Below are 12,677 nucleotides of genomic sequence, written 5' to 3'. Positions count from 1 at the left end.
CCCCTAGCCCCTTCTTTAATTCTCCGATCCTATAAAGGAGGATTGACTTTGTTAGGATTTAGACAACTGAGAATTAAATCAAAGCTGACAATTGCCCTTCTGGTAGTTACTTTAGGTTCAACTGCTGTTGTTGGTATTTTGACATGGAACAGAGCTAAGAGCATTCTCACCCAACGCATTTTTAGCCAACTGACTAGCGTGCGAGCTGCAAAAGCTGCTCAAATTGAATCTTACTTTCAATATATTCACAATCAAATTGAAACCCTTTCCGAGGATCGAATGATTGTGACAGCAATGGTGGATTTTAATCAAGCTTTTCAGCAGCTAAATCAATCAACGCTAACAATTTATCCTACTTGGAAGCAATCAATTCAACGTTATTATACCAAAGAGTTTTTTCCTAGACTATCTAAAAATATTGAAGGTACACCCGTTTTTGAACTCTATGCTCCTAAAACTGAAGTTGCCCAATATTTGCAATATCATTACATCGCCAATAATTCCCATCCTGTCGGTAAAAAAGACGAACTTATGGGGGCCACAGATGGGAGTGAATATAGCGCAATTCATAGCAAATACCACAAAATCCTACGCAATCTAATTAAAAAATTTGGCTATTACGATCTATTTTTAATCAATCCTGAAACTGAAGAAATTGTCTACTCAGTTTATAAAGAAACAGACTTTACAAGCAATCTTCAAAGCGGGCCATATTCCCAAAGCAACTTGGCTAGTGTAGTAGCAGCAGTAAAGCAGAATCCAGACCCCGGTACCGTTCAGATTGTTGATTTTGCTAGCTATCGCCCCTCCTACGGTGCTCCTGCTGCTTTTATGGCTGTTCCTATCTATCAGGAAACGCAACTGGTTGGCATCCTAGCAGTACAATTACCAGTCGATGAAATTAATAGTATTTTAACAGGAAATCGAGGTTGGGAGCGGGAAGGTTTAGGTAAAACAGGCGAGACTTACTTAGTAGGTTCTGATTACTTAATGCGCTCTATCTCTCGATTTTTAATTGAAGATCCTATAAATTATTACCAGGCGCTACGTTCCGGTGGTACGCCGGAACGTATAATTCAGACAATTGAACAACTAAAAACTTCAATTTTGCTTCAAAGAGTCGAAACAAAAGGTTCAAAAAAGGCACTTCAAGGTAAACAAGGCACTGAGATTATTAACGATTACCGACAAATTCCCGTACTGAGTTCTTACGCTCCTCTAAAAATCAAAGGAATCAACTGGGTAGTGCTTTCCGAGATCGATCTAGCTGAAGCCTACGAGCCTCTAAATAACTTGCAAAACTATATTATCATTCTCGCAGTAGTCTTAGTATTATTTGTCACCTTAATTTCTTTAATTGCTGCCAATAACTTTGTTAAGCCGATTGAAATTTTGATCCAAGACTCTCGCCAGATCATGCGCGGAAAATTAGAAGATGCTGAACTACAATCTACTACTCAAGATGAGTTAAGTCATCTGGTAAAAACCTTTAATGAAATGATTCGCAGCCTCCAAGATCAAACAATATTAGCGGAACAAAGGCAGCGTGAAAATGAGGAGTTACTTTTAAATATTCTTCCCAGCACAGTTGCACAACGCTGGAAAACAGGGGAGGAAGGAATTACAGATGAAACTGAACAAGCAACGATATTAGTCGCAAGTCTAGAAGGTATAAATGAATTATCTACTGGGCGAGGAGTTTCCGAGGTAGCCAGCTTATTAAATGAAATGATTAATGGGTTTGATGCTGCGGCTCAACAGCTTGATGTGTTAGGTATAACTCGGATTGGCGAACTTTACTTTGCTGTTTGTGGGTTGGCAACACCTCGTCTGGATCATACGAAACGAGTTGTCGAATTGGGACTAGAGATGCTGGATATTTTGCAAGCATTTAACAATAAATATAATCTCAATCTTAAACTTCGTATTGGTATTGATGCAGGTAAGATTATGGGGGCAGTTATCGAGGCTAAAAGTTTTAGCTACTATATTTGGGGTGAAGGTTTGGCAACTGCTTCTCAACTCAATCGTATGGCTGCACCTAACACTATTCGCATACCGAATGAAGTCCATGAAAGAGTTCGCGATTTGTATATCTTTCAGCCAGCCGAGGAAATTGAGTTAGTAGAAATTGGTCAGGTGCCAACTTGGGTATTGAGCCGAAATTTATTAAATTCTGCTTCTGAAGCTCACGATCGTAATAAATATGCAGTTGTAGTTAAGGAAGTTAAGTAGTGATATAATCTTATTTCTAGCTTCTAGTTTCTACCTTCTTTCTTCTACTTATAAGAGATTAATCAATGAGCTTACTGTGGTTGAAAGCCTTAATATTTATCCTGGGATTCCCATTATTAATAGTTATCTTGGGAGAAGTAATTTCTCGATTAGAGCCGCGAGGAAATATCCGGCTGGTAAGATTTTTAAATAGCCTGCGGAGCTTTGTTTTTCCTTGCTTGGCAATCTGGCTGGTGATGAATCAGTTTCTCGGTTTCCCTCATGACTCTATTTTCTTACGGTTATTAGAGACGCTGATTTGGCTAGGTGTGATTTTTGCTGGGATTTTGCTTTTGGGAATTTTGTTAACTACAGAACAAAACCCGACTTCTTGGCATTTATTCAAGGTTCCCCGACTGTTTTTACAAATTATTCGGATTCTATTTTTTCTAGGTATCACCACATATATACTCAGCTCTCTATGGCAAGTGGATTTAAGTAATATTGCTGCGGCTTTGGGAGTTGGTTCTGTCGTCATTGCTCTGGCATTACAAAGTACATTGAGCAATCTCGTGTCTGGTTTTTTATTACTATTTGATAGTCCTTTTAAAGTTGGAGATTGGATTCGCTTTGGAGATATTGAGGGGCAAGTTGTAGACTTAAACTGGCGATCTGTGCGTCTGAGAACCCTGAATCGAGAACTGCTAATCGTTCCCAATGGTGTGCTAGATCAGCAGAATATTTTCAACTATCACAGTGGCGATCGCGTACATGGGGAACGATTTAAAATTGGATTTTCTTACGACGATGCCCCTAATTTTGTGCAGCGGGTCATCAAAAGCGCGGCAATCGCAACTAAGGGGATTTTATCCGATCCTGCTCCAGATGTTTTTACTATGTCTTATGATGATTTTGCGATTACTTATGAGGTCAAATATTTTATTGATGATTTCCAAAATGTCGAAGAGATTCGTAATGACTTTAGAACTAGAATTTTCTATGCCGCTAAGCGCAATGGTTTAACGATTCCTTTCCCAATTCGCACTTTACAGCACGTTAGGATTCGTACTCCCCAACGGGAGGAACGAGTGCAAGAAATAGCAATATTTTTACAATCTTTGCCTTTTTTTGCCTTTCTAGAGTCGGAGGCGATCGCTAAATTAGCTGATGTTGCGATTTTACAATTTTATGGTTTGGGCGACGAAGTAATTTCTGAAGGAATACCCGATCCAGGTTTTTATATTATTGAGGAAGGTGCAATCAAACTTTTAGTAACAGATTTGTATGGCTCTCAACAGGAAGTCATTCACCTATCGCGGGAAGATTTCTTTGGTGAAACTGCTCTTTTACCTGGCGAAAATAGTCAGGTTACGGGAGTGGTGACTCAAGATTTAACGGTGTTGGTTTTTGAGCGGGAAGCGATCGCAACTCTGATGGCTGGTAGCGCTCGCTTTGCTAGACAGATCAACCAGTTTATTGAAGAAAGGAAAAAGAGAATCGAACAAGCACATCAGGCTAGCGATCGCTTAAATTCAGCTTCATCGTCATCTGAGTTGAATAACTCGAAGAAATCCTTTAAGCATACAAGGTTAACTTGACCTCTCCCCGCTCTAAAAACGGGCAGGTTGTGAGCGAATGCCTTTTGCTGGTAGCCCAAGCGTTTTACAATCAAAGAGAGTTAACCTGGATTTGGGATGAATGCCGCATGGATACTAAAGCTTTTAAGCGATCGCTCCAACAGTCGGAGAATTACCACCGCAAGGGTTTTGGGCACGAGGATGAAGTCGCTGAGGTGATGCAGTCTGCCTACCAAAGCAGTCTGATTCAGCAAATTCGCGAGAATAACTACACGCTGCAACGAGGCGATGTGACGATCCGCCTAGCTCAGGCTTTTGGTTTCTGTTGGGGTGTGGAAAGGGCAGTGGCGATCGCCTACGAGACACGCCAACATTTTCCCACAGAACGCATCTGGATTACTAATGAAATTATTCACAATCCCTCAGTAAATCAGCATTTACTGGATATGCAAGTGGAGTTTATTCCTGTTGAGAAAAGTGAAAAAAATTTTTCAGTTGTAGATCCGGGTGATGTTGTAATTTTACCAGCTTTTGGTGCCAGCGTGCAAGAAATGCAGACATTAAATGATAAAGGCTGCAAAATTGTAGATACAACTTGCCCTTGGGTTTCTAAGGTTTGGAATACAGTTGAGAAACACAAGAAAAAAGTTTGCACTTCCATTATTCATGGTAAATACAATCACGAGGAAACAGTTGCCACCAGTTCTTTTGCTGGAAAATATCTAATTGTGCTGAATTTACGCGAGGCTGAATATGTCAGCAATTATATCCTCAATGGGGGCGATCGCGACGAGTTTTTAGCAAAATTTAGCAAAGCTTGTTCGGCTGGTTTTGACCCAGATATGGACTTGGAACAAGTTGGGATTGCTAACCAGACTACTATGCTGAAGAGCGAAACTGAGCAGATTGGCAAGTTGTTTGAAAAAACGATGATGCGGAAGTATGGGCCGGATAAGTTGAATGAACATTTCCAGAGTTTTAATACTATCTGCGATGCAACTCAAGAGCGGCAAGATGCGATGTTTAGCTTGGTAGAAGAAAAGCTAGATTTAATGCTCGTTATTGGCGGCTTCAATTCTTCTAATACTACGCATTTACAAGAGATGGCCGTCGAGCGCAAACTTCCTTCTTACCACATTGATGCTGCTGAGCGGATTCTCACAAATAATCGGATTGAACACAAGCCTTTAGGAAGTGATTTAGCGATTGCCGATAACTGGTTGCCTGCTGGTAAAATTGTGGTGGGTGTAACTTCGGGAGCTTCCACACCGGATAAGGTTGTTGAGGATGCAATCAAGCGGATTTTCGAGACGAAAGCGTAAATTTGTTAACTGTTAACTGTTAACTGTTAACTGTTAACTGTTAGCTGTTAGCTGTTAGCTATTAGCTGTTAGCTATTAGCTATTAGCGGTTAATAGCTAATTTTCAAATTTCCCAGTCGCAAGTTTTGCCTGATTTAGCTCTTGCCAAGCTAGAGGAAGCATGGCAGCGTAGCTGTCAAACGCCTCTTTTTCAGGTAGGTACTTGGCTATCGGCTCAGTCTCAGTGAATTTACTTAGAATTAAGCTCGCCAGAATCACTTATGCAAAGAAACATCAGTAAGAATATCCGCAACTACCTAGGAAGAAATAAGTAAATCCACTTAAATTCAACCTAAAATACGGATGGTTAAAAAGCTTGTTCTATAAGCATTCTTCCTTCTTCCGGCTGCCATCGGACTTCTATTTAGAATTGTGGATGTTGCTAGCTGTGAAAATTAAAATAATGACATTCCCGCAAAGGAAACGCTAACCTAGAGATATCGCCCTTCTCATTTGTATGTAATAAACTCTGACCTCTCTCCAAACGTCTCTCCTTTTATGACAGAGGCTTTGACTCTTACCCCCTTTACCCCAATGGAAGGGCTTGATTGGTCTCAACTGCAAACCGCTATTTATATACAGCAACCGCCAAGGAGGTTAGGACATTTTGAGTCCCTGAAACCGTTTGGCTGAACTCTTCGGCAAAACTCAGGAACCGCCCTTCCTTCTTCAGGTGCCACGCGGTAGTTGAGCTTGCCGAAATGCAAGGCAAAACCTTGATTCTAGTTCCTCCTTTCCCTAGTCCCTAGCTATATGTTGAATAACTCATCCGTAACCCATGCTCGGATTTGAACCCTTAATCGCTAGTGCCACCATCAATATAGCCAACATTGCCAGCGAAACACTTTTAGAAAACAAAGGTAAATTGTTTAGGAATTTAGCCATAGTTGGCCAAACTCTGAAAACAAGAACCCAAAAATCTATAAATCACGCTGCTGAAGAATATGTTTGCAAATATGTCGAACGCTACGGCCTTTTGAGAATTTTAGGAAAGTCCGAAACAATCCCATTAGAATCAGTTTATATCCCCCTTCAAGTTTGGCGCGAATCTGATATTCACCGCTGCGAATCGCTGGAAAAATTAGAAACTATCTATAATCAAAGTCAAGTGCGCCGCTGGCAGTTTATTTATAATAATAAGCTAGAAGGAATAGAAGCTGTAAACCAAAATCAATATCTGATGGTATTAGGTGAACCGGGTTCGGGGAAATCTATATTTTTGCGGCAAATAGCACTAGAGGCGCTTAAGGGGGAAAAACTTGGCAAAATCGGCAACTCTACATATATTCCAGTTTTCATCGACCTTAAGGAAGTAAGCGCTAGAAAGGTAAACCTAGAAAAAATTATCTTAGAAGAATTTGCCGATAGTAACTTTCCGTTCGCAGATAGGTTAACAGCAAAAACATTAAATAAAGGTAAATTACTGATTCTGCTAGATGGTCTGAACGAAGTGCCAGACAATCAATTAAAAACTATCATTTGGCAAATTAAAAGCTTTGTTGAGAAATATCCTAAAAATCGTTTTATCGCTTCCTGTAGAACTGATTTATATCGCTACAATTTAACGAAATTTGTGAATGTTTTAATTTCGCCTTTTGAGGAAAATCAGTTAGAGCGATTTCTTTGTAATTGGTTTCATTCCGATGCAGAATCGCTAAATTTCAATGCTCTAGCTTGCTGGGAAGCTCTGCAAAAGCCGGAAAATTCCCAGGCAAAAAATTTAGGAATAAATACTTTATATTTGTCTTTACTATGTCTGGTTTATGAGCGAGGTCAAAACTTTCCTAAAAGCCGCCAAGCTCTCTATCAGCAAGTTTGGCGGATCTTGCTAGAATCGGGATTATCCGACCATCGGCTTCAGCTAAACGATGGCGAAAAATCATTAATTTTGGAGGGAATTAGTAACTTACTTTCCGAGATTGCCTCGCTCGGTTTTGAGTCTAACAAGCTGTTGTTTGAAAGACGAATACTTCTAGATAAAGTTAAAACTTTTCTGAACAGTAACTTAAAGAGGCAACCAAATTTAGATGCAAATTTAGTTTTAGATGCTCTGGTAATTAAGCCGGGAATTCTAGTTAGCAAAAAACCTAATTTACTGGCTTTTTTTCATCCGACAATGCAAGAATATTTAACAGCACAATATATTTATCAAGACGTACCTAAAGATGGCGTAGCGCTGGGAGGAAAACGTAAAGTTGCTCAGCAATCGCAGTCCCAAGGAGAGGCCTTCACCACCCTCGCCAGCACAGAAAATGATAGTGAGAACTTAACTCTTATTGATAGAAATGTTAAGATACAGCAATTAGTTACCAATCATCTCCAAGACGAGCGTTGGCAACCAGTATTTTTGTTATTAGCAGAGATGATGGGTAGCAAAGCTGACGAATTGCTCTTACTGATAGAAACAGAAGCACAAAAATATATCAAAATTCCCAAATTACAAGCCTTATTAACTTGGGCCAATCAAATCACAGTCGATTCCGAGGAAAATATTATACCTGCGGCTAAACGCGCCACTGCACTTTTAATTAGCGGGGGTGATTTTGCCTATACACAGGATGCGGGCGATGGTGTAGGAACAATTTATGAATTGCCTTTAGAAACTGCGGGCGATTTCACCTTCAGCCGCGATTTCATGCTCACAATGAGTCGCGATCGCATTTTAGCCAGTTACCTAGCTCATCTACTGGGAGTTGATATCGGTTTGATTTTAGCCCGCGCCCGCATCCTCGCTAGCACCATAACAGGTACATTAGGATTAGCTCGTACCCGCGTCTTCGCTGACGAACTTACCCGCGAATTAGCAGGGACAGTAGTTAAAGTTCGCGGTCGTTTTCTGGACGTGGATTTTAATTTTGCCCTAGATTCTAACCGCGATTTAGCCCTCGATCGCACTCGCGATTTAGCCCTCGTCTGCATCCTCGCTCGCGAGTATGAAAAACTCCAAATTTCTAAAGATGGGAATCAATTCATTGCAGAATTAGAAGCATTACAAGTAAAGGTGCCGGGGAATAATGAACCTTTAGAAGTACACCGCAAGTTTCGCGATTGTCTCCGTAAAACATGGTTGAAAACTTTTAATATTAGCCCAGAAATTGTCAATCTTTCATCCGCAGAAAGAGAAGCCCTTGGCAATTACTTGTATGCTAATTGTCTGATGGTGCAGTGCGATCGCGCAGCAGTACAAGTCAATCGTGCAACTTGGGAAGCGATCGAGCAGCGGATGTTAGTAGTTAGTAGTCATCCGAAATTTACATAAAATATACTGTAAGTTGGGTGGAAGGAAGTGAAACCCAACATCAGGATGGTAGTAATATTGGCAAAATTGGCGATCGCTTCACTTCTTGATACAAAGGCCGCGCTCTTTGTTGCTTATATGGCGATCGCATCGCGACAATGAGAAAAGCACCTAACCCCCCAGCCCCCGCATCCTGTAGGGGAGGGGAGAGATCAAAGTTGGTCTTCAGGCAACATGGGGATGTTCCCCTGCTACCTGCACCATATTATCTACAACTCTCACCGTAAAAGTAGGAATTTTCACCGTTTCATCATCTAAACACTGCCCCGTCAGCAAGCTGAAGTTTTGCTTATAAATCGGTGAAGCCACCTTGAGGACACCATTGCGATCGCCCACAATTCCCCGCGACAAAACAAACGCCTTACTAAACGGATCGTAATTAGCGATCGCATAAACCTCAGCCCCATTGCCCACTCGAAAAACTGCCACCTGTTCGCCTTCTACCAAGGCACAAACTCCTGTATTAGGTGCGATCGCAGCCAGAGGACAGACATCTACCCATGTTGTAACATTATCGCGGACTGGCACTGCTTGAACCATTTTCTTTTCCTAATTATTGAGCGTGTAAACATTGATAATTTCTGTGATAGTTAAACAGTTAACAGTTAACCGTTAACAGTTAACAGTTAACCGTTAACTAACTATCACCATTTATTCCGCAATCGCAACCAGAGCTTTTTCAGAGTCGTAAGCAGGGCGTAATTGTCCCCGTTCCTCAACCCGGACAATACTCGGATCTGGCAGATCGGAATTTACAAAATGCTGGAATCGTTGCACCTTATTCGGATCTTCGATCGTCGTCTTCCATTCACATTGATAAGTGCTAACTAAGTGCGCCATCTGCGCTTCCAACTCAGCGCCAATACCAAGAGAATCCTCAATAATTACTTGCTGTAAATATTCTATTCCCCCTTCCAACTTATTGAACCAAGTTGCCGTCCGTTCCAGGCGATCCGCCGTGCGAATATAGAAAATCAAGAACCGATCCAGATATTTAATCAGCGTTTCCTTGTCAATATCTGCTGCTAACAAAACCGCGTGCTGCGGCCTCATTCCACCGTTACCGCAGACATACAAATTCCAGCCCTTTTCAGTCGCAATTATCCCAAAATCCTTACTTTGAGCTTCCGCACATTCGCGAGTACAACCAGAGACAGCAGACTTAAGTTTATGAGGCGATCGCAAACCCCGATAGCGCAATTCCACCTCAATCGCCAAACTCGTAGAATCCTGCACCCCAAAGCGACACCAAGTGCTACCCACGCAAGATTTTACAGTCCGAAGTGCCTTTCCGTAAGCGTGTCCCGACTCAAATCCTGCATCTATCAACTTCCGCCAAATATGCGGCAACTGATCCACACGAGCACCAAACAAATCTATCCGCTGTCCGCCAGTAATCTTAGTGTAAAGCCCAAATTCTTTGGCAACTTCCCCTAAAACAATAAGCTGATCTGGCATAATTTCTCCCCCCGGAACTCGCGGTACTACTGAATAAGTACCGTCCCGTTGAATATTTGCCAAATAGTAATCATTTGTATCTTGCAAGCTAACGTGAGACTGGGCTAAAATATGCTCGTTCCAAGTAGAAGCCAGCATCGAGCTCACAGCAGGCTTGCAAATTTCGCAACCCATTCCCTTGCCATGTTTAGCAATCAAATCCTCAAAAGTTTTGATTTCTTGAGTCCTGACTAAATGATAGAGCTCTTGGCGAGAATAAGCGAAATGTTCGCAGAGGTGATTCTTCACCACTAGCCCCGCTTTCTTCATTTCCAGCTTAAGAATATCCGTCACCAACGGCACACAACCGCCGCAACCAGTACCAGCCTTAGTACATTTTTTAACGCTAGGAACGTCAGTTAAATTACCCTCGCGAATCGCTGTACAAATTTGACCTTTACTAACATTATTGCAAGAGCAAATTTGGGCAGAATCAGGTAAATTATCTACACCCATTCCCACAACAGCAGGTTTGCCTTCTCGCGGAGGCATTAACAAATCCTCTGGGTGCGGAGGTAAAGTAATTTGATTCTGTACAAATTGCAGTAGAGTTCCGTAAGCCGAGGCATCTCCGATCAGAATTCCACCCAAAAGCAGACTACCATCCTGATTTAAAACCAGCTTTTTATAGACTCCTTGAATGTTATCAATTACAGCGATTTCTTTAGCACCATCAGATTTAGCAAAAGCATCTCCAAAACTAGCAACATCCACTCCCAAAAGTTTGAGTTTTGTGGACATATCAGCACCCGTAAAAGTGCTGACTGCCTTTTTACTCAAAATATCAGCCGCCACACCTGCCATTGTATAGCCAGGAGCAACTAAACCGTAAATTCGATTTTGATAGAGGGCGCATTCTCCTATGGCATAAATGTCAGGATCGGAGGTTTGACAATAATCATTAATGATAATTCCGCCGCGTTCACCTACTTCAATCCCACAACTTCTAGCAATTTCATCGCGGGGGCGAATTCCCGCAGAAAAAAGGATTGTATCTGTTTCCAACTCCGAACCGTCAGCAAACAGCATCTTAGTAACTTTGCCATTTTCACTGACAATTTCAGTGGTAGCTTTATTAGTGTGAACTGAAACTCCTAGTTCTTCTATTTTGTTGCGGAGAATCGCACCGCCAGCATCGTCAATTTGCACGGGCATCAGTCGCGGGGCAAACTCAACTACATGAGTTTTTAAACCCATATTTTTGAGCGCATTTGCCGCTTCCAAACCTAATAAACCGCCGCCAATTACTACCCCAACTTTACAGTTTTTGGCGTAAGCAGACATTCCCTCAAGGTCTTCAATTGTCCGGTATACAAATGTACCGTTAGCATTATTTCCCTTAATTGGCGGCACAAATGGATAAGAACCAGTAGCTAAAACAATTTTGTCGTAGGGAACTTCTAAACCATTAGCTGAAGTGACTGTTTTCTGTTCCCGGTTGATAGAAATTGCTTTATCGCCGATATGAATCTGAATGCCATTCTCTTGATAAAAACCTGGTTCAACTAGAGATAAATCTCCCGCAGTTTTACCCGAAAAGAAACTGCTGAGATTGACGCGATCGTAGGCAACACGGGGTTCTTCACAGAAAGTGATTAAGTTCCAGTCTTGCGTCGCTCCTTTGCTGACCATCAGCTCTAGGAACTTATGACCAACCATGCCATTACCGATAACAACGAGGTGCTTTTTAGCTGTCATTAGAATTTTTTTAATGCTTATATCTCAGTCATCACCACTAGAGATATAAGGAATCCACTGGTTATTTTGTAGCTTATGTAACCAAATGCTAATGACTTATGCAGTTATCGAATGATCCCGATTGTATTTTTGCATGATCCTCGACCAAAAAATGTAAAATTGCTGAGGATCTATGTTTAAGCTACCACCAAGATCAAGCCGTTACCAAATTATGCTCCCATTCCCGAATACTGTTTCAAACCTTGTCGCCATAACCAACGATTCCACACAAAAAACACTATACCCCAACCCAACATTACTAATAACCCATGTCCTACATCCACAGGCAATCCTATCAAAATTGAAGCGGGGAAATGGACAAGATAGGGAAACGGTGTCCACAATACCAGATTTCGGACAGATTCAGGAAATACTTCTAGAGGGGCAATAATTCCTGAAAGAAATAGATAAACTAAAAACCAAACTTGTTCTATCGCGCTTGCTCTTTCTAGCCAAAAAGCAAATAGCGCAAAAGTGTATTGAATCAGAAAGCGCAAACAAAAGGCAAGAAATATTACTAATAAAAATAGTAAAACTCTGTCAAAACTAGGTAGCCAGAAAGACTGTGGATACAGAGCAAAAAATAATAGTATTAATCCAAATATAAACGGTAAACGTGCAAATCTTTCGGAAATGTGAGCGGCAAAGTGATGCCAAACTGGATCTATAGGCTGCAATAACTTCGGGGATAATTTTCCTTGTACTACCTCTTTTTCAAACTCCCAAATTACCCAAACTACATTTGTTTGTCTGACGATAAAAGCAGCTAAAAAATAACGGGCAAAGTCTACTGGTTGTAGGTTAAATTGGCCGTTTTGAGCTGCCTTCACCCAGATCCCCATCAAGATAAATGGCAAAGAACCTGATAGAGTCCACAACAATAACTCAGCTCGATATTCGAGCATATAGGCGTAGTATGTTAATAGTAGTGTTTTAGCAACTTTGATGAATCGTGTCATATTGGTAATTGGTAATTGGTAATTGGTAATTGGT

Annotated in this window: 7 protein-coding genes; 4 read left to right on the top strand and 3 right to left on the bottom strand. The window is 41.3% G+C overall.

Translation table 11 applies throughout. The features are described 5' to 3' along the window. The 4 genes from PN499_RS01900 to PN499_RS01885 form a co-directional block, all read left to right on the top strand. On the top strand, positions 1-2,235 hold a 2,235-nt coding region (locus PN499_RS01900), incomplete at its 5' end, for an adenylate/guanylate cyclase domain-containing protein (RefSeq protein WP_272029930.1). 65 nt (positions 2,236-2,300) lie between these two features. After that, complete coding sequence (locus tag PN499_RS01895) at positions 2,301-3,812, top strand: mechanosensitive ion channel family protein (protein ID WP_272029929.1); 1,512 nt, start codon at positions 2,301-2,303, stop codon at positions 3,810-3,812. Between the two features lie 107 nt (positions 3,813-3,919). Beyond that, positions 3,920-5,113: a 4-hydroxy-3-methylbut-2-enyl diphosphate reductase gene (locus PN499_RS01890; RefSeq protein ID WP_272029934.1), complete on the top strand. Its 1,194-nt coding sequence runs from the start codon at positions 3,920-3,922 to the stop codon at positions 5,111-5,113. 817 nt (positions 5,114-5,930) lie between these two features. Next, on the top strand, positions 5,931-8,411 hold the full coding sequence (locus tag PN499_RS01885; protein ID WP_272029928.1) for an NACHT domain-containing protein: 2,481 nt from the start codon (positions 5,931-5,933) through the stop codon (positions 8,409-8,411). A gap of 204 nt (positions 8,412-8,615) precedes the next feature. Here the strand turns inward: PN499_RS01885 and nirD are convergent, their stop codons facing one another. The 3 genes from nirD to PN499_RS01870 form a co-directional block, all read right to left on the bottom strand. After that, the gene (gene nirD / locus PN499_RS01880; RefSeq protein ID WP_272029927.1) at positions 8,616-8,990 is read right to left on the bottom strand and encodes a nitrite reductase small subunit NirD; all 375 of its coding nucleotides are present in this window, start codon (positions 8,988-8,990) and stop codon (positions 8,616-8,618) included. Positions 8,991-9,101: 111 nt separating this feature from the next. Then, positions 9,102-11,645 (bottom strand): nitrite reductase large subunit NirB, encoded by a 2,544-nt coding sequence (nirB, locus tag PN499_RS01875; RefSeq protein WP_272029925.1) that lies wholly within the window; start codon positions 11,643-11,645, stop codon positions 9,102-9,104. Positions 11,646-11,854: 209 nt separating this feature from the next. Next, the gene (locus PN499_RS01870; protein ID WP_272029932.1) at positions 11,855-12,643 is read right to left on the bottom strand and encodes an ABC transporter permease; all 789 of its coding nucleotides are present in this window, start codon (positions 12,641-12,643) and stop codon (positions 11,855-11,857) included. Positions 12,644-12,677: the final 34 nt, after the last annotated feature.

It is taken from the genome of Kamptonema animale CS-326 (assembly GCF_028330895.1).
In the GTDB taxonomy this organism is placed as follows: Bacteria; Cyanobacteriota; Cyanobacteriia; order Cyanobacteriales; family Microcoleaceae; genus Kamptonema; species Kamptonema formosum.
Note: the sequence above shows the minus strand (reverse complement) of the source record. Positions and strands in the feature narration are given on the sequence as shown.